This window comes from Gallibacterium faecale (genome assembly GCF_027920745.1).
Classification (GTDB): domain Bacteria; phylum Pseudomonadota; class Gammaproteobacteria; order Enterobacterales; family Pasteurellaceae; genus Gallibacterium; species Gallibacterium faecale.
In genome coordinates, this window is sequence record NZ_JAQIBB010000053.1 from 12,899 (window position 1) to 31,614 (window position 18,716).

The window sequence follows — 18,716 nt, forward strand, 5'->3', positions numbered from 1 at the left end:
ACCTCTCAATACCCATCCTATACATATGAAGTATATCTATTACTCTCTCCTCTCAATAATTCCATTAACTTCACATGAATAAATAATTTATCCCGACCTATTGGTACTTCCTCTAATATTCCAATATCACATAATTCTTTTAAATATTTTGAAGCAGTTTGTCGTTTAGCAATACCTGCATTTTCTAAATTTTGAATTCGCGTGTAAGGTTGTTCAAATAAGAGATCGACTAATTCTCGTTGATAAATTTGTGGCAATTTATCTTGCATATAATCCTTTGTTTCTTCTAGTAAAGAGCGAATTGCTTCAATTTTTTTTACTGTCCAACTCGCTGTATCTTCAATTCCTTTCAAAATATAGATAATCCAATCTTGCCAATTTTGTTCTGCCGTAACAGATAACAATAAACGATAATAGTCATTTTTATTTTTAATAATATATCGACTTAAATACAGAATTGGTAAGCTTAGCAGACCTTTATCAATTAAAAATAGACTATTTAATATCCTGCCTGTTCTACCATTACCATCTGTAAATGGATGTATTGCTTCAAATTGATAATGGGCTACAGCCAAAATAATTAAAGGATCTAACTCCTCATTTTGATGAATAAATCGTTCCCAATTCGCTAACTTGTCACGAATAAGTTGTTCGCCCACTGGTGGTGTATAAATTGTTTCACCTGTTGTTCCATTACGAATTGCTGTACCACTTACCTTACGAATATCCATTTCTATTCCTTTAATCTCACTGCATACCAGTACGGCTGTTTTTGTACAAAGAGGAAGTCGTTCTAGATCGTTGTATCCTGCAAATAGCGCCGTGCGATATTGAAGCGCTTCTTTTGTTGCTGGATCAACACTATTACTTTCTATTTGCAATGACTGAAATAATTTATCGATCGTTGTCATGATATTCTCAATCTCACTACTCGCTCTAGCTTCCATAATTGGAATTGTATTGATTAACATCGCTTGATTCGGTATCAATTCTGCTGCTTGTTTTAATTCAGCTAAAGCTGCTCGTGCTAGGATTGTTTGTTTTAAAATTTCTTTTGTTTCTAGCTCTTGTAACGGCGGTAACTCAGGTAATGAATTATGAGCAATTTCAGGATCCCAATTTCTCATCTTTAAAATTTCCATTTTTTTAAACATATTTTTATGTATATGTTTATCCCATAAACATATCAACAAAACATAGTTAAAAATTCCATTTTTTTAAACATATGCATAATATTGAGTATAAAAAACACCCTTATATACCAAATATAAGGGTGTGATAAAATCATTTATCTTATTTAATTAGATAAAGATATATTAATTTTCAGTTTCTTTTCTATTTTCTAAGGTTTCTGGAACCAAATCCAATTTAGCCATTAACATTTGGTCATGGTCTTCTTCATTATTACCTGTTACCAATAATTTATCACCATAGAAGATCGAGTTTGCTCCTGCCATAAAACACATTGCTTGCATCGCTTCTGGCATTTTATGACGTCCTGCAGAAAGGCGTACATAACTGCGTGGCATCGTAATTCGTGCTACTGCAATGGTACGTACAAACTCTGTCCAATCAAGCTCATCCGCTTCCATCATTGGTGTACCTTCTACTTTCACTAATTGGTTGATTGGAACAGATTCTGGTTGTGGATCTAAATTTGCTAGGCTCGCAATTAACCCAGCTCGCTCTTTACGAGTTTCATTCATCCCGACAATACCACCACAGCACACTTTTAATCCTGCTTGGCGTACTTTGCCTAAGGTACTGATGCGATCTTCAAAACGGCGAGTCGTAATCACATCATGATAATGCTCTGGTGCTGTATCAATATTGTGATTGTAATAATCTAGCCCAGCTTCCTTTAATTGTTCCGCCATACCATCTTGTAACAAGCCGAATGTTCCGCAGGTTTCTAAGCCAAGCTCTTTTACTGCTTTAATAATCGCTGATACTTTTTCAATATCTTTTGGTTTTGGACCACGCCATGCTGCTCCCATACAGAAACGCCCTGCACCGCGCTCTTTCGCAATTTTTGCTTTAGCTACAATATCGTCAATATCTAATAATTGTTCATTTTGCACACCTGTTTGATAGCGCGCTGACTGAGGACAATAACCACAATCTTCTGGGCATCCTCCCGTCTTAATCGACATTAATGTCGAAAGTTGAATTGCTTGTGGATTAAAATTCTCACGATGGACTTGTGCTGCACGATAAACTAAATCAAGGAAAGGCGTTTCAAATAATGCTTCTACTTTACATACTGACCAATATTCCACTGTTGGGTGTGGTGTAATAGAAGGCATTTGAATTGTCGTTGTTGTCATAACGTATCCTTTTGTTATTATCCTAAGTAATCGCAAAGTTCAACTCTGCTAACAAAGTGCCATATTCTAGCGACTGTTTTCCCGATCTACCAAATAATTTTCAGAGATCGTACCATTATCAATCCGAATTACCCGATCCATAATATGAATAACTTCACTTAATTGGTGAGTTACCAAGAGTAAACAAAGATTTTTCTCATTACAGATTCGTTCTACTAATACCAACATCTCTTGGCGTAATTCTGGGTCTAGTGCAGAAAATGGTTCATCTAATAATAAAATCGGTCGGTTACGTAATAAAGTCCGAGCTAATGCAACACGCTGCTTTTGTCCACCAGATAATGTTTCTGGTAAACGATCTAAATAAGTTTGTAATCCAACTTGCTGTGCCGCTCGCTTAACCTGTTGCTGTTCGGCAATGTTTAACGACAAACTCGTTTTTAACCCTAATGCAATATTCTCTGCTACGGTCAGATGATTGAACAAATTATGATCTTGAAACAGCATAGATACAGGGCGTTGATGTGGTTCGCTATAAGTATGATTTTCACCCTGTAACCAAATTTCACCTTGATTCACTTGTTCAAAACCCGCAATAAGGTTCAATAAGGTAGATTTTCCTGCACCGCTCGCACCAATAACCGCCGCTTTCTCCCCTGCTTGCAGCGTTAAATCAAACATCATTGTCATCGGTGGATATGCATATTGCACCTGTTTCAGCTTAATCATTTTGTTTATTCTGTTCCGTAAATAAGAAAATAAAGAAATAAAACAATAACAGCACCATTGCCGTCACAGCCGCACCATCACTTTGATAATGCCCTAACTGCCGATACAGTAATAATGGCAAAGAGGTAAAGCTATCACTACCAAATAACGCAATAGCCGTAAAATCTCCCAAAGAAATCGCTGCAGCTAATGCAAACGCAGCGCGTAAAGGTTTTAACAAAGTTGCTTTTTCGACAATTCGCCAACGTTGCCAACCGCGAAGATTCAGTGATAAACAAAGGCGGTGATAGTTGGTCATATTATGATAAAACGCTGGCGTTAATAGCTGTAAAGCAAAAGGCATCGCCACAAATGCATTACATAATGCCACTAATAAAAATAACACCACAATATTGGCATCAATTTGCCCTAACAATAAAAATAATCCCGTTGCTAACACTAATGTTGGTATCGCCAGAATAATCGTGCCTATGTTTAATAAGAGTTGGCTAGTTGTTTGTTGCCCTCGCCAATAAAGCTGCCGAGTCGTTAGTAATAAAGCCACTGCTAACATAATACAAAATGTCGCCGCAGTAGGAGCTAATAACAGCGAAAACATGATCGCTTGCCATAATTCAGCTTGCAGTAATTGCTGCCAGAATTGACGAGCGTTTAATCCAGCTATCAAGGTTTCTAATAATGGACTAACAATAAATAACGCCGCTATCAGTAGCACTAATCCATGCCACAGGCGCTGCCAGCGAGATAACGGCACTCGCCATTGTTGTTCACTGACATTCCCCATCTGTTGATAACGAGCAAAACGGCTATTAATCGTAAATAACAAAAAACAGAATACAAACTGCAAAATAGCTAATAACGCCGCAGTTTCAATCTCAAAATCAAAGGTAATTGCTTGATAAATCGCCACTTCTAAGGTGGTATATTTTGGTCCACCACCTAGCGTTAACACGATTGTAAAACTGGTAAAACAGAGCAAAAAGATTAAGCCAAATAAACTGAAACAGATTGGGCGTAAAAAAGGTAACTCTACCCAACGGAAAAAATGCCAGCCACGTAGATTTAATTGTGCGGCCAGTTTAAATTGGGCAGGAGAAAGTTGTTGTAAACGTTGATGTAATACCTTAGCACTTAACGGAATATTAAAAAATAAATGAGCTAATAGAATTCCTGTTAAGCCATAAATATCAGGTAATTGTAATTGAAACAGGCGTAAAACTTGGTTAATCCAACCATTAAACCCATAAATTCCTAAAATGCCAAATACTGCTACTAATGCAGGTAACACATAAGTGAGTGAAAAGATTTTTAGTAGAATATTTTTGCCAGAAAACTCCAAGTAAAATAAGGCTCTAGCAACAAGTAATCCTAAAATAACCGATAAAAATGCAGATAACCCTGCCTGATAAAAACTAAAATAGATGACTTGGTGTAAATATTCATTGGTCAATAAACCTACCCATTGAGATAAAGCATTTTGTTGCAATAATTGCCAAAGGCTGCCGCCATAAATGGCAGCAAGCACACATAAAACACTAAATCCCGATAATAGGTAGGAAGATTGCCTAAGCCAACGCACGAACTTCATTATTTAGATAAAGCATTTTGCCAAGTCTCTAGCCAAGCTTTCGTTTGTTGGTGTGTTATTTTCGAAGTATCAATCGTTTTTTCAGATAATAGTTGTTGGCGTAATTGATCATAATGAGACTCAATCGGCGAATCAGTTACTGCAAACATCACATTACTTTGGCTAATAATTTTTTGTGCTTCCGGACTAATTAAGAATTGTAGGAATTGATCCGCCAATTTCGCCTGTTTACTTGCTTTTAATTTGGCCGCCACTTCAATTTGTAAGATGTTTCCTTCACTAAATACTGTTGCAGCATAATGATCATTTTGTTCATTTAATAGATGGTATAAAGGTGAAGTACGATAACTCAATACCAAATCTCCTTCCCCTTTTAAGAAAGCGCCGTATGTATCACTCCAACCTTTCCCCACAGTTACAGTATGCTGAGCAAGTTGCTGCCAAGCTTGAGCGACTTGATCTTGTGGATACACTTGATTCATCCAAAGCAATAAGCCACGCCCTACGGAACTGGTACGTGGATCTTGATAAATCACCCGTAAATCTTTTCTTTCGACTAACTCTTTTAACGTTGTTGGTGGTGTTGTTAATTTTGTTTTGTCATAAATAAAAGCATAGCTACCAAAGTCATACGGAATATAGGTATTACTTGTCCACTGCATCGGGAGTTTTAAACTAGACGTATCTACTGAAGTCGCTGCAAATAATTTAGATTGTTCTGCCGCTTCTAATAAACTTTGGTCTAGACCTAATGCAATATCCGCTTTACTGTTCTTCCCTTCTAAACGTAAGCGATTAAACATAGTGACACTACTATCAAAAGCAACAAATTTCAGATCACATTGGCATTGTTTTTCAAAAAGTTGTTCTAACTTTGGACCTGGTCCCCATTCAGAAGAGAAAGAATCGTAGGTATAAACATTTAAGGTAGTTGGTGCGGCAAATGAAACAGTGCTTACAGTTAAAGCACTGGCAAAGATAACTTTTTTTAACATAATTGGTTTCCTATTCCATAACATAACTGCAATGAACAGGATTTTGAATAGCTTGATGCTTCTCAAATCCCTCCGCTGCGACTAATCAGTTCAGGTTCGACGGGTATTATCTCAGCTCCATAATTATTATGCTTAATGGTGCACCCCGTTGAGAACGGGCATTACTATACGAGATCAGTATGGATTACACAATAAAAATTACATCCAATTTAATTGTTTAAGAATCACAATACCAATCGCTGAACTAACAATAGAACCCAATGTTGTAATCCCAATAATATTCGCCGCTGTTTTCGCATTACCGCCCATACTGCGTACCATTGGATAACTTGCTGCTGCAACTGGCGTTGCTGACATTAAGAAGATTACACCTAAACCAATACCTGTTAGCCCAAATAGACGAGCGACAATCACCAGAATAAAAGGCGCAATTAAAATACGTCCGATACTGGACTGAAAAGCTAATTTTGATGAGGGATCTAAGCCTTTAAAATCTAAGCTAGCGCCAGTACAAAGTAACGCTAGAGGTAGCGTCATTCGCGATAAATAATCGCCTGTACTCATTAATGAGTTTGGAATTGAAAAGCCAAACTTGCTGATAATTAATGCCACAACGATAGACAAAATTAATGGATTCTTCGCAATTTGTTTCGCAATATGTAATACACTTGGTTTGCCTGTTGTTGAAAGTGAACGGCTTAAGGTAATTACAGCTAAAATATTATAGAGGATGTAATCAATGCAGTATAAACCGAAGCGGAAGCAATTCCCTCTGTACCATAGGCATTCGCACATAATGATAGACCAATAATCCCTGTGTTACCTCGGAAAACACCTTGAACAAAAGTCCCTCTTTCTCGTATATCCGCCACATAACGAGCCGCAAACAACTCTGCTAAAAGAAACGTAATTAAACAGCCAACATACCCTGCCACAATAATTTATAATTGAGCGCCATAATCTGTTGGGTGTTGCACAATACTTAAAAACAATAATGCTGGCAAAGTAATATTAAAAACCAACTTTGAACCTTGTTGGCAAAATTGATCATTAATCATACCGATACGGCGTAAATAGATCCCCAAAAATAACATCAAGATATTGGGTAAGGTAACACTAACCGAGAATGAAATAGAACTAAGGAAGCCATCCATTATGATATTTCCTTGTTAATACATTGTTAAAATTAATATGCTAGAAAAATTTTAAAAAAAAAGAAAAGAGATAGATAGAAAGAAGATAAAAGCTGCATCTCTTAACTTAGATAGTTACTTATGTTATCACTATCGAAATGCAGCTTGAATTGGAAAATAACGATTAGTTAAATAATTATTATCTTAAATCACTCACAACCTAAATTACTTTAGGTCGTCTTTATTATCATTACGCTTTTTTACCGCTTAATTTCCCAACAATAATTGTCAGGATTAACATCACTAACACAGGAATCAACCAAGTTAAGCCTTCTTGATAGAATGGGAAGCGTTTTAAAATCGTTTCAACACTTTCTGGTAAAATTCCCATATTTTTTAAGCTATCACATAAACTAAACAGCGTAGTTAAAGCGATAGTCGCGTTATAACTCCAGCTGATTACTGGCAATTTCTTACGTAACAACTGTAATACTACCAACATAATAGCAACTGGATAGATCAGTAATAATGCTGGAATTGTGACTCTTAATAAGGTATCTAATCCAGTTTCTGAAATAATAATGGTTGCAATAGTAAATAAAATCACAAAGAACGGGTAATTTAAGCGGTGATAGAAACGTGAAAAATAATCCGCACACGCACTGGTTACACCGACTAATGTGGTTAAATTCGCTAACATCACAATACCACTCATAATCCATAATCCCGGCGCACCAAACAACGCATTGATATAACGAGAGAAGATTTGCCCACCATTAGTTGAAGTGACTGCAACCATATCACCTGTTGCCCCTAAATAGAACAAGCAAAGATACAATCCACTTAATAAGATCACAGATGTTGCCCCAGCTGCTAAAGTATAACGAACAATCGTTTTACCCTCGGTCACCTTGTTGACAGCAAAAGCACGAGCAACAATTCCGCCAAATGCCATTGCAGATAACACATCCATTGTTTGATAACCGCCAATCATACCAGTTACTAATGCAGAACCTTCCGCATAATTACTTGATGGGGCGACAATAGCAGAAATTGGATTATAAATTACCCCAATTCCAACAATGATTAATAACACCAGTAAAATTGGTGCCATAAATTTTCCAATGGTTGAGATCATTGAGCTACGCTTCAACATAAATCCCATACCAATTAAATTGAAAATTACAGCAAAGATAATATGTGAATATTCACCGCTATAAATATTCAATGGCAACCACGCCATTTCATATGCCACGTTAGTTACACGCGGCATAGCAAACGTTGAACCAATAATTAGATATAAAATCGACCAGAACGTTACCCCTACCCAAGGTGGTAAGTCAGTTGATAAAGCTTCCCCTCGACCACGTACAGTTACCACAATCAAAGTGATAAATGGCATAAATACACCAGTAAGAATAAAACCTAACGCAGCCCATAACCAATTTGTACCCGCATGATATCCTTCCATTGGTGGAAAGATAATATTTCCCGCTCCAAGAAACAGTGAAAAAATCATCATGCCTAAAATCAAAATGTCTTTTCTTGATAACATTATTTTTCCTACACTGTAATATTTTTAAGGGCGGAAAGTTTATCTAGATTAAGAGCTAATTAGAAGAAAAAAATGCTACTTTTTACGTTTTTTCCCGATTAAATTAGATGAAATCTAATATTTCTCGTTATTTTTAGTGATTATTAGATCCCTTTCATTTTTTATTCTACGCTAGCCTTATTACTAACAATTTAGATTTGTTCAAAGATTAGGCAAAAACCTCTTTTTTGTAAAAAGTTGTTCAAACCACAGATAAGATAGATAACATTCTCTTCTTACATAATCAGGATCTTGAGAAACCTTTTCGTGATTGCTATCTTCTGAATATTCTGTTTAGATATTTTTATAATTTAAAGCTCTCTCTGATTTATGTCACCAATCTCTTGTTCAAGTTTATTAAGTTCGTACTTATATCTTTCTCTATAATTTTTATCGAAAAAATATCTCACTATTAAACAAAATATAATTGCTGCGTCAGAAAGAAGATATGTAAAAAAATAAAGTCATAGAAGATAAATACCATACTCCAAACAGACTAAAAGAAAATATTGCTTTATTCATCACCTCTCTTCTTGTTATTCCTTCACTATTTTCTACATTATAAAAAATCTCATCCAAATTGTATAATGCTAAACCAAAGAAAATAATAGATAATAATAAAAAGCCAAATAACGAAAATAAAAAAAATTTTATTTTACTGTTATAATTAACTCTTTTTACAAAATAAGTAAAAAGACCAAATTTTTTCCAAACAATAAAAAGATATAAAAAAAGAAAAAATGTATCTATAGTAATTAAACTATAACGATAAATTTCAATTAGAACATCTTTACTAATTTCCCTATTCACAAAAATTAGATTAAAAATTACTGACCAGATTCCCCCTAATAAAACTGTTAACAAAAGAAACTTATTAGAAAGTCGTCTATTTTCTTTATTCATTTTAGATAATAGCATACAAATCACCTGATCAAGTAGTTTATATTCTATTCAAACTTTAGTTTTCTTTAACAATATTATCTAATAATATTTTATATCTTTCTCGATACTTTTTATCAAAAAAGTATCTAACTATTAACATAGCCAAAATTAATGAATCAGCAATAAGCCATGTAAAAAGTAAATTTAGATGTGTAAAATACCATATACCAGGAAAAGTCAAAGAAAATGTTAAATTACTCAATCTTTCTGATCTTGTTACTCCTTCTTTCACAGTATTATATAACTCTTCTATATCATAGATTACAGAGTATGAAAGGATAGATAAAAATACTGCTAAAGACACAAATATAAAAAAATACTTTACCTTATTATCATAATGAATTCTTTTAACAAAAAAATCTAAGAAACCACACTTCTTCCAGATAAAAATAAAATAAAACAAAGAAAACAACACACTCATAATTATCAAACTATAGCGTTGTATTTCCACTAAAACTTCTTTAGATAAATTTCCATCTAAAAAAAGAAATTTAAATATCAAAGCCCAAGCTCCTCCTAATAAAATGGTTAAAATAAACCATTTACCTGTAAATTTTCTAGTTTTTTTATTCAATTCAGAGACAATCATACAAATTCCATAATCAAGTAGTTTATATTTTATTCAAATTCTCTTTTTTAATAATGCAAGTTTATGTCTTAACTTTATAGACGCTATCCACACCAGCACCATCTAAACCTAAATAGATTCTTAAATGTTTGATTTCTGGATCAGTAGATAAATCTTTAAATACAATCTTATATTTTTCTTCTTTGAATAGTAAAAACATACCCTACACTAAAATCTTCATCTCCTAAGTTTAATTTCTCTCTCCATGAGTAATAGTCATTATTATCTATATAGAAATAGAGTTTGTCTTCTTAAACTAGCATTTGGGGGAATATATTCAAATTCATAAGTAGCACCATCAGCTTTAAGTGGAACCGGAAATACCTTTTCGGGCAATGCAGATCTCGATACATCATAAACAATATGACTACACAACCCGAGTAAAAAGATAATGAAAGCTAGTAATAAATATTTTATTACTTTAAAGCCTAAATATTCTGAGGTAGAGGTATTTATTTCTTCTTCCATATATACGCATTAATCCAGTTAAAAATATGAACGTGGTACCGCTATATAATGCTTACTATCTCCTTTATCTACTTAAATTTTTTATCTTATACAGGGGATACAGACTTAATTATTAACTATACTAAACGATAATAACCAAAATCAATGTCTAAGCGTAATCAATACATAAAATCACAAAAATACGCAGTAAAATGATGAATGATAAGACAGATAAAGAGGGGACAAAAAAACAGCTTAACTAAAACCTAGTTAAGCTGTTTTTATTTGTTGGAGTAGTGATTTCTACTGATACATTTTTTCAATCAAATGGCGATAACGTTCTAAAATCACCTTACGGCGTAGTTTTAACGTTGGTGTAATTTCACCTAGCTCAGTAGAGAACGCTTGAGGTAATAAAGTAAACTTTTTAATTTTCTCAAACCCTTGCAATTCTTTTTGCAACTCATTGATCCGCTTTTCAAACATCTCAATAATTGCTGTATGTTTAATCAAATCTAAACGATTTTGATACTGGATATTTAATTTTTTCGCATACTCTTCAAGCGTATCAAAACAAGGCACGACTAACGCAGAGACATATTTTCTTGCATCAGCAATCACCGCAATCTGCTCAATTAATTTATCTTGCAAGAACTTACCTTCTACTAATTGCGGTGCAATATATTTTCCAGTTGAAGTTTTCATCAACTCTTTAATACGATCAGTCATAAATAAATTACCTTGCTCATCAAGATAACCAGCATCGCCTGTTTTCAAGAAACCATCCGCAGTAAAACTTTTCGCAGTTTCTTCTGGATTTTTATAATACCCTTTCATCACACCGCCACCTTTGACGAGAATTTCATTTTCCTCACCAATTTTCACGGTAGTGCCAATCATCACTTTTCCAATCGAGTTAGAATCAAAGCCAAAATCAGGCCAACAAGATACTGTTGCTGTGGTTTCTGTCATACCATAACCTAACTTAATATTGACCCCAATTAGATGGAAAAAACGCCCAATTTGTGGTTCTAGTTTTGCTCCACCGCATGGCATCATTCTAATACGACCACCAAGTAAGTTACGTAATTTATGAAACACTAAACGTTCTGCAACATTATGTAATGGTTGTAACCAAACAGGTAATGGTTGTTGTTTTTGGCGATAACGTAATGCAAGTTTACCAATCCGCAATGCACTATAAAAAATTTGACGGCGTAACCAAGGCGCTTGTTTCACTTTATCATGTACAGCCGCATAAATTTTTTCATAGAAACGTGGTACAACACACATCAAGGTTGGTTTAACTGCCTCTAACGCCTGCTTAATTTGTTGTGGATCCGATAAATAAACATTTACCGCACCTTGCGACAGCACGTAAGCCACCCAAGCACGTTCAAAGATATGTGATAACGGTAAGAACGATAAAGAAACATCTTTGCTGTCAATATTCATTAACGTTTGCTTATGAGTAGCCAGTTGATGGGCAAGATTATGATAATCCAACATTACCCCTTTTGGCTCGCCTGTTGTCCCTGAGGTATAAATCAAGGTAAACAGATCATCCATTGTTTTAGTTTGCAAACGTTGCGTTAATTCTGGTTGAGATTCCGTTGTCGCCGATTGTAAGAAAGTTTGCCAATCTATACCAATCTCAGCGTCACGTAAATCTAATGGCTGCATTGCCACTATTTTTACTAATTGCGGACAACGAGGCACAATAGATAACGCCACGTCATACTCTTTTTGATTACCAACAAATAACACCTTCATATCAGAGTGATTCACAATATATTCTGTTTGATATTCGTTATTTGTTGCAAAAATCGGCACTGTCACACCACGCATCTGTAAAATTGCAAAATCAGCAATAGTCCATTGCGGCATATTTTGGGCAAAAATCCCTACTTTATCTTGTACTTGTAAACCAAGTGATAATAAAGCTAATGACAACTGTTCGCTCTGTTGGCGAAAGTTTTGCCAAGAAATATCATGGAGTTGGTGGTGTTCATCAAAATAGCGTAATGCTGTTTGTTGAGATAATTTTTCACTTTGTTGGTGAATAACATCGACAAAATGGACGAGTTGTTGAGAATGGTGTTGCATTGTGAATGCGTTTCCTTAATTTCAGATAACATCTGTGCGCAAATATACCATTCTTATATAAAAAATCCAGTGCTTTTACTGCCTAGAAACACAATCGCCCATTGAATTATCAATGGGCGATCTAATTTGTGATTTAGCTCACATTTATACCTTAAAACAAGCAACAAGATGTTGCGCTTCTCCTGTCAGACGAGGTTTTTCTAAGGTACATTCCGTATCTGCTAATAAACAGCGGGTACGGAATACACAACCTGAAGGCGGATTAATTGGTGAAGGTAAATCACCTTCTAATAACTGAATCGTTTTGCCTTTTTCTAAATCGGGATCAGGAATTGGCACTGCTGACATCAATGCTTTCGTGTAAGGATGTTTCGTTTCATGATACACCTTATCGTAAGTTCCTAATTCCACTGCATTACCTAAATACATAACTAATACACGATCAGAAATATGTTTTACCACGGCTAAATCATGAGCAATAAAGATCAGCGATACCCCCATCTCCTTTTGCAAAGATTTTAATAGGTTTACTACCTGAGCCTGAATAGAAACATCTAAAGCAGAAACTGGCTCATCGCAAATAATTAATTTTGGCTCAACAATTAAAGCACGAGCAATCCCAATACGTTGACATTGTCCGCCTGAAAATTCGTGAGGATAACGGTTGATCAAGTTTGGTAGCAATCCAACTTTTAACATCATTGCTTGTACACGCTCTTTTACTTCCTCAGCAGATAATTCAGGGAAATAAATTTTCAATGGTTCGGCGATAATGTTACCAATCGTCATACGTGGATTTAATGATGCCAACGGATCTTGGAAAATCATCTGGATATCTTTGCGCGTACTATGCCACTCTTTATCAGATTGACTACTTAAATTCTTACCTAACCAAAGAATATTACCACCTGCAGATTTTACTAATCCAATAATGGCACGCGCTAACGTTGATTTACCACAACCTGATTCACCTACTACGCCTAACGTTTCACCTTCATATAATTTAAAAGAAACGTGATTTACCGCTTTTAAGGTCTGCTTTTTCTTAAAGAATAAACCTTCATTTCCTTGTACTTGGAAATGTACGCTAAGATCATCAACTTCTAATAATAATTTTTTCATTCTGCTCTTCCTCTTAGAATCATTTCCTCAGCACTGATAAAGCACGCACGTAAGCGATTATCTGCAAAACGGCTTAATGCCGGTGCTTCCAGACATTGTTCTGTCGCAAACTTACAACGTGGTTGAAATGGGCATCCAGTAGGAAGATGCAATAGATTCGGCGGATTTCCCGGAATAGTAATTAATTGATCTTCTTCAGTATCTAAACGTGGCACAGCATTAATTAAGCCAACTGAATAAGGATGTGTTGGTTGATAGAAAATTTCTTTTGCTGAACCATATTCCATCGTACGCCCAGCGTACATCACTAATACTTGATCACAGCTTCCCGCTACTACACCTAAATCATGGGTAATCATAATGATTGCCGTATTAAATTCACGCTTAAGATCATTTAATAATGCCATGATTTGTGCCTGCACTGTCACATCTAACGCAGTCGTTGGCTCATCTGCAATTAACAGCTTTGGACGACATAACAACGCCATCGCAATCATTACCCGCTGACGCATACCGCCAGAAAATTCATGTGGATACATATCCATTCTTTTACGCGCTTCTGGCATTTTTACCGCATCTAACATCTTGATGGATTCCTCAAATGCTTGTTTGCGATCATAGCCTTTATGCAGAATCAATACTTCCATTAATTGCTCACCAATCTTCATATAAGGATTAAGTGAAGTCATTGGATCTTGGAAAATCATGGCAATTTGTTCTGCACGTAAGCGGTTAAGTTGGGCTTCTGGTAAACCTAAAATTTCTTCACCATTAAAACGAGCTGAACCTGACGTTCTACCGTTATCCGCTAATAATCCCATTAGCGCAAAAGCAGTTTGTGATTTACCTGAACCAGATTCCCCTACAATACCAAGCGTTTCACCGGCATTTAAGGTAAAGGTTAAATTATTTACTGCAGTCACTTCGCCATCAGGTGTCTTAAAAGTGACTCGTAAATCTTGAACATCAAGGAGAGGTTGTTTTTCGTTTTTCATTTTTCTCACCTTATCGATCTTTTGGATCAAGTGCATCACGCAAACCATCACCAATAAAATTAAAACAGAATAGTGTGATGACTAAAAAAATTGCTGGGAAAATTAATAGCCAAGGTGCGGCTTCCATTGATTTTGAACCATCATTTAATAATGCTCCCCAACTACTTAGTGGCTCTTGTGTACCTAGTCCTAAGAAACTTAAGAAAGATTCAAATAAAATCATTCCTGGCACTAATAATGAAGCATAGACCACCACAATACCTAATACATTCGGCACAATATGACGCCAAACAATTTGACGAGAAGAAACCCCACACACGATCGCGGCTTCAATAAATTCTTTGCGTTTTAGGCTTAATGTTTGCCCACGTACAATCCGTGCCATATCTAACCAAGACACCATTCCAATGGCGACAAAGATTAATAGAATATTTTGCCCAAAGAACGTAACTAATAAAATCACAAAGAACATAAATGGGAATGAATAAAGAATCTCTAAGATGCGCATTAATACTGCATCGGTTTTCCCGCCGATATAACCTGCTGTCGCGCCATAGAGTGTTCCTACTAAAACAGCAATTAATGCTCCAGCGATTCCAACTAATAATGAAATACGACCGCCAATCGCTAAGCGAACTAACAGATCTCGCCCAGAAGAGTCTGTACCAAAATAGTGCATTGATTCAAAATCTGGTGGATTGGTCATCATTCCCCAATCAGTGTCATCATAGCTAAATGGCATTAGCATCGGTGCAAACACTACAAATAACACAATAAAAAAGAGAATGATTAAACTGGCAACTGCTGCTTTATTGCGGAAAAAACGGCGTCTAGCATCTTGCCATAAACTACGCCCATCAACAGTTTCTAATTGTTCGCCCAACTTTTGCATGAGGGCTTGATTTTCTTTTGGTTTTAACATCTTTTACCTCATCCTTTAGTAGCGAATTTTTGGATCAATCACAGCATATAAAATATCAACAATCGCATTAAACACGATAGTTAAAGTACCCACTAAAATGGTTAAACTTAATACTAATGAGTAATCACGATTCAATGCACCATTCACAAATAACTGTCCAATCCCCGGTAATACAAAAATACTTTCAATTACCATTGATCCTGTAATAATCCCTACAAAAGCAGGTCCCATATAAGAGATAACAGGCAGTAATGCTGGGCGTAATGCGTGTTTCAATACAATACGACGCATTGGTAAACCTTTCGCTTTTGCTGTACGAATAAAATTGGAATGTAATACTTCAATCATCGAACTTCGCATAATCCGAGCAATGCTAGCAATATAAGAGAGAGAAAGGGCAACCATCGGCATTAACATATAGATAAATTGTCCGTTATTCCAACCGCCTGATGGTAACCATTTGAGAATAATCGAAAAAATAAGGACTAATAATGGTGCCACCACAAAACTCGGCACTACAACACCCGTCATTGCAAACGTCATTATCAAATAATCTAACCATTTATTTTGTTTTAAAGCTGCAATGACGCCAGCAGAAATACCAAAAAATAGCGCCAATAAAAACGCTGAAAAGCCGAGTTTTAATGAAACCGGAAACGAGTCTGCGACAAGTTGGTTTACCGTATAATCTTTATACTTAAATGAAGGGCCAAAATCGCCGTGTGCAAGATCTTTTAAATAGATACCATACTGGACTAATAATGGTTCATTTAAATGATACTTTGCTTCAATATTCGCAATCACTTCTGGCGGATAATTCTTTTCACTCGAGAATGGACTACCCGGTGCTAAGCGCATCATAAAGAAGGAAACTGTAATCAGAATAAATAGTGTTGGGAGCGCCTCTAAAATACGGCGAAAAATTAATTTAAGCATACACACATCCCATAAAATTTAGCAAAAACACCCAACCCATAATAGTTTATGGATTGGGTTATAACAGAAAGAATTAATGTTTAATGATATAAACGTCTTTTAAGTAGTAATTTTGACCTGGGTGTGCATCTGCAAAACCTTTCACCCAAGGTTTAATTAAACGAGGTTGTACATAATGATAAACAGGTACCATTGCTGTATCTTTCTCTAGTTGTGCTTCTGCTTTTGCATAAACTTCAGCACGATCGACATCTGTTTGAGCTTTAAATGCAGAGGCAATTAAATCATCGTATGCTTTACTCTTATAGAAGGCAGTATTGTTCGCACTATTAGATAAATAATAGTTCAAGAAGGTACTTGCTTCATTATAGTCCGCACACCAACCTGCTCTTGCCATTTGGAAGTTACCTTGATGACGAGAATCTAAGTAAGTTTTCCACTCTTGATTCTCTAAATTAATATTCACAATACCTTGTAAATTTTTCTTCCAGATAGATTGTGCAGCAATCGCCAATTTCTTGTGGTTGTCAGAAGTGTTATATAGCAAATTGAAATTGAGTGGTTTTGACTTGTCATAACCAGCTTCTTTTAACAATTTAATTGCTTCTTCGTTACGTTTCTTTTGATCCCAGCTAGCCCATTCTGGATTTTTCATCTTCTCTGCACCATTGATAAATGGTGGAGTAAAGATATACGCAGGTGTTTGACCTTGTTGTAAGATCTTATCGGTAATGATATTACGATCTAATGCTAATGACAGTGCTCGGCGAACTTTTTCATTATCAAATGGCGCTTTCGCTGTATTTACTTCATATAAATAAGTACAAAGTGATGGCGAAATATGTAACTCATCTGGTAATTCTTTTTTAACTTTCGCAAATAATTCAATTGGAATTTCTTTACCTGTCATATCTTCATCGCCAGCACGGTAACGTGCAATATCGGTTGCAGAAGATTCAATTGGTAATAAAGTTACTTTAGTTAATACTGTTTTTGCATTGTCCCAATAATGTGGGTTACGCTCTAATACCGCTTTTTCATTCACCACCATTGATTTCAACACAAACGCCCCATTACCAACGATATTTTCTGGCGCGGTCCATTTATCACCAAATTTCTCTACCACTTTTGGATTGACTGGTGATAACACATAGTGTTCAACTAATTTATCAACATAAGGTACTGTTTCTGTTAAATGCAGAACTAAAGTGTGGTCATCTTTTGCTTCAACGCCAAGATCAGTCACAGGCGCTTTACCTGTAATAACTTGATCAGCATTTTTAAGTTTAAGGAAATCTAAGAAAGTTGAATAAGGAGAGGCTGTTTTTGGATCAGCTAAACGTTGCCATGCATACACAAAATCGCCTGCTACGACAGGATCACCATTTGACCATTTTGCTTCTGGACGAAGATGGAATGTCCATGTTTTAAAATCTTCACTATGATCCCATGAAGTTGCGACACCAGGAAGAATATGACCTTTTTCATCTGAGGTTACTAAAGTTTCAAATAATTGATGTGCATAATTACCTTCAACATCCCCTTCCATTTTTTGTGGATCTAACGTCGCTGGGTTTGCACTAATGTTCCATACTAATTCTTGTTTGTCTGCTAATTGTGTTCCTGCTGGCACATTCGCCGCCATCGCACCTGTTGCTGCAACACCCAAGCTCATCGCTACAAATAGCAAAGATTTCTTAAATGGTTTTTGCATGTTTCACTCCTTAAAAAATAATGATTTCTTCTACCGATATGTAGAATTAGTTCTAATTAATAAAGTAAATCTGGCTGTTTGTAAATAACACTTTTGAGATTTTCATATTATTAGCCATTTATTAGCTATTTTTTGATACTTTTAGGATGTTTCTCTAGAACTAGGCCAGAAAAAAATGCATAACTCGCTACATTTTGGAGTTTTACTAGATGGAAATGTAGGGTTTGGCTATTTGCTATAATATAAAAATGTAGAATACTATTATTCTTATTTACCTCATAATCTCGAATAAAACTCTATTCTAATTCTTAATTAATCTCCATATAATTTTTTTAATCAATATATCTTCTCCTAGATAATCTTATACTGTTTATATCACTTTTCTAAATCTCAGATAAGAACTTTATATATGTCATTGTTTTTAATTGATAAATTTTCGATACATAGAAGGTATGTTGGAAATTATGTAATGTATTTTAAATGTATCAAAATCATGGTAAAAAAATTATAAACATTCACTATCAAAGTTACCTTTATT

Annotated in this window: 18 protein-coding genes and 1 riboswitch; all 18 genes read right to left on the reverse strand. The window is 35.3% G+C overall.

The features are described from left to right. Positions 1–17: 17 nt before the first annotated feature. A complete protein-coding gene (fic, locus tag PF272_RS05270; protein WP_271141907.1) occupies positions 18–1,127 on the reverse strand; it encodes a protein adenylyltransferase Fic in 1,110 nt (369 codons plus the stop codon). A gap of 189 nt (positions 1,128–1,316) precedes the next feature. Further along, the gene (bioB, locus tag PF272_RS05275) at positions 1,317–2,327 is read right to left on the reverse strand and encodes a biotin synthase BioB (protein WP_065234145.1); all 1,011 of its coding nucleotides are present in this window, start codon (positions 2,325–2,327) and stop codon (positions 1,317–1,319) included. A gap of 66 nt (positions 2,328–2,393) precedes the next feature. Then, positions 2,394–3,056 carry a thiamine ABC transporter ATP-binding protein gene (thiQ, locus tag PF272_RS05280; RefSeq protein ID WP_271141908.1) on the reverse strand — a complete coding sequence of 221 codons (663 nt, stop codon included), beginning with the start codon at positions 3,054–3,056 and terminating at the stop codon, positions 2,394–2,396. Continuing rightward, positions 3,049–4,635 carry a thiamine/thiamine pyrophosphate ABC transporter permease gene (gene thiP / locus PF272_RS05285; RefSeq protein ID WP_271141909.1) on the reverse strand — a complete coding sequence of 529 codons (1,587 nt, stop codon included), beginning with the start codon at positions 4,633–4,635 and terminating at the stop codon, positions 3,049–3,051. The genes thiQ and thiP overlap by 8 nt, the downstream gene beginning before the upstream one ends. An 8-nt stretch (positions 4,636–4,643) precedes the next feature. Continuing rightward, a complete protein-coding gene (thiB, locus tag PF272_RS05290; protein ID WP_271141910.1) occupies positions 4,644–5,639 on the reverse strand; it encodes a thiamine ABC transporter substrate binding subunit in 996 nt (331 codons plus the stop codon). A gap of 49 nt (positions 5,640–5,688) precedes the next feature. Next, positions 5,689–5,797, reverse strand: a riboswitch (TPP riboswitch). Positions 5,798–5,837: 40 nt separating this feature from the next. After that, positions 5,838–6,434, reverse strand: a complete 597-nt coding sequence (locus PF272_RS05295; RefSeq protein WP_271141911.1) for an AEC family transporter — start codon at positions 6,432–6,434, stop codon at positions 5,838–5,840. A 146-nt stretch (positions 6,435–6,580) separates the two neighbouring features. Beyond that, positions 6,581–6,793 carry an AEC family transporter gene (locus tag PF272_RS05300; protein WP_271141912.1) on the reverse strand — a complete coding sequence of 71 codons (213 nt, stop codon included), beginning with the start codon at positions 6,791–6,793 and terminating at the stop codon, positions 6,581–6,583. Between the two features lie 229 nt (positions 6,794–7,022). Beyond that, positions 7,023–8,327, reverse strand: coding sequence for a branched-chain amino acid transport system II carrier protein (gene brnQ, locus PF272_RS05305; RefSeq protein ID WP_271141913.1), 1,305 nt, complete (start codon positions 8,325–8,327; stop codon positions 7,023–7,025). 474 nt (positions 8,328–8,801) lie between these two features. Then, entirely contained in the window at positions 8,802–9,284 is a 483-nt protein-coding gene (locus PF272_RS05310; RefSeq protein ID WP_271141914.1) for a hypothetical protein, read from the reverse strand. A gap of 40 nt (positions 9,285–9,324) precedes the next feature. Next, the gene (locus PF272_RS05315) at positions 9,325–9,897 is read right to left on the reverse strand and encodes a hypothetical protein (RefSeq protein ID WP_271141915.1); all 573 of its coding nucleotides are present in this window, start codon (positions 9,895–9,897) and stop codon (positions 9,325–9,327) included. Positions 9,898–9,958: 61 nt separating this feature from the next. Then, complete coding sequence (locus tag PF272_RS05320) at positions 9,959–10,096, reverse strand: hypothetical protein (protein WP_156541999.1); 138 nt, start codon at positions 10,094–10,096, stop codon at positions 9,959–9,961. A gap of 62 nt (positions 10,097–10,158) precedes the next feature. Then, positions 10,159–10,404 (reverse strand): hypothetical protein, encoded by a 246-nt coding sequence (locus PF272_RS05325; protein WP_271141916.1) that lies wholly within the window; start codon positions 10,402–10,404, stop codon positions 10,159–10,161. A gap of 282 nt (positions 10,405–10,686) precedes the next feature. After that, on the reverse strand, positions 10,687–12,489 hold the full coding sequence (locus PF272_RS05330) for an AMP-dependent synthetase/ligase (protein WP_271141917.1): 1,803 nt from the start codon (positions 12,487–12,489) through the stop codon (positions 10,687–10,689). Positions 12,490–12,633: 144 nt separating this feature from the next. Then, complete coding sequence (gene oppF / locus PF272_RS05335; RefSeq protein WP_065235301.1) at positions 12,634–13,611, reverse strand: murein tripeptide/oligopeptide ABC transporter ATP binding protein OppF; 978 nt, start codon at positions 13,609–13,611, stop codon at positions 12,634–12,636. After that, positions 13,608–14,606: an ABC transporter ATP-binding protein gene (gene oppD / locus PF272_RS05340; RefSeq protein WP_271141918.1), complete on the reverse strand. Its 999-nt coding sequence runs from the start codon at positions 14,604–14,606 to the stop codon at positions 13,608–13,610. The genes oppF and oppD overlap by 4 nt, the downstream gene beginning before the upstream one ends. 10 nt (positions 14,607–14,616) lie before the next feature. After that, positions 14,617–15,528: an oligopeptide ABC transporter permease OppC gene (oppC, locus tag PF272_RS05345; RefSeq protein ID WP_271141919.1), complete on the reverse strand. Its 912-nt coding sequence runs from the start codon at positions 15,526–15,528 to the stop codon at positions 14,617–14,619. Between the two features lie 15 nt (positions 15,529–15,543). Next, complete coding sequence (gene oppB / locus PF272_RS05350; protein WP_271141920.1) at positions 15,544–16,464, reverse strand: oligopeptide ABC transporter permease OppB; 921 nt, start codon at positions 16,462–16,464, stop codon at positions 15,544–15,546. 73 nt (positions 16,465–16,537) lie between these two features. After that, positions 16,538–18,178, reverse strand: coding sequence for an ABC transporter substrate-binding protein (locus PF272_RS05355; protein WP_413789428.1), 1,641 nt, complete (start codon positions 18,176–18,178; stop codon positions 16,538–16,540). Positions 18,179–18,716: the final 538 nt, after the last annotated feature.

Bases quoted from the DNA above. Each gene is read 5' to 3' on its own strand.
- fic (WP_271141907.1), bottom strand. From the start codon at position 1,127: ATGAGAAATTGGGATCCTGAAATTGCTCATAATTCATTACCTGAGTTA.
- bioB (WP_065234145.1), bottom strand. From the start codon at position 2,327: ATGACAACAACGACAATTCAAATGCCTTCTATTACACCACACCCAACA.
- thiQ (WP_271141908.1), bottom strand. From the start codon at position 3,056: ATGATTAAGCTGAAACAGGTGCAATATGCATATCCACCGATGACAATG.
- thiB (WP_271141910.1), bottom strand. From the start codon at position 5,639: ATGTTAAAAAAAGTTATCTTTGCCAGTGCTTTAACTGTAAGCACTGTT.
- PF272_RS05295 (WP_271141911.1), bottom strand. From the start codon at position 6,434: ATGTGCGAATGCCTATGGTACAGAGGGAATTGCTTCCGCTTCGGTTTA.
- PF272_RS05300 (WP_271141912.1), bottom strand. From the start codon at position 6,793: ATGGATGGCTTCCTTAGTTCTATTTCATTCTCGGTTAGTGTTACCTTA.
- brnQ (WP_271141913.1), bottom strand. From the start codon at position 8,327: ATGTTATCAAGAAAAGACATTTTGATTTTAGGCATGATGATTTTTTCA.
- PF272_RS05310 (WP_271141914.1), bottom strand. From the start codon at position 9,284: ATGCTATTATCTAAAATGAATAAAGAAAATAGACGACTTTCTAATAAG.
- PF272_RS05315 (WP_271141915.1), bottom strand. From the start codon at position 9,897: ATGATTGTCTCTGAATTGAATAAAAAAACTAGAAAATTTACAGGTAAA.
- PF272_RS05320 (WP_156541999.1), bottom strand. From the start codon at position 10,096: ATGTTTTTACTATTCAAAGAAGAAAAATATAAGATTGTATTTAAAGAT.
- PF272_RS05325 (WP_271141916.1), bottom strand. From the start codon at position 10,404: ATGGAAGAAGAAATAAATACCTCTACCTCAGAATATTTAGGCTTTAAA.
- PF272_RS05330 (WP_271141917.1), bottom strand. From the start codon at position 12,489: ATGCAACACCATTCTCAACAACTCGTCCATTTTGTCGATGTTATTCAC.
- oppF (WP_065235301.1), bottom strand. From the start codon at position 13,611: ATGAAAAAATTATTATTAGAAGTTGATGATCTTAGCGTACATTTCCAA.
- oppD (WP_271141918.1), bottom strand. From the start codon at position 14,606: ATGAAAAACGAAAAACAACCTCTCCTTGATGTTCAAGATTTACGAGTC.
- oppC (WP_271141919.1), bottom strand. From the start codon at position 15,528: ATGTTAAAACCAAAAGAAAATCAAGCCCTCATGCAAAAGTTGGGCGAA.
- oppB (WP_271141920.1), bottom strand. From the start codon at position 16,464: ATGCTTAAATTAATTTTTCGCCGTATTTTAGAGGCGCTCCCAACACTA.
- PF272_RS05355 (WP_413789428.1), bottom strand. From the start codon at position 18,178: ATGCAAAAACCATTTAAGAAATCTTTGCTATTTGTAGCGATGAGCTTG.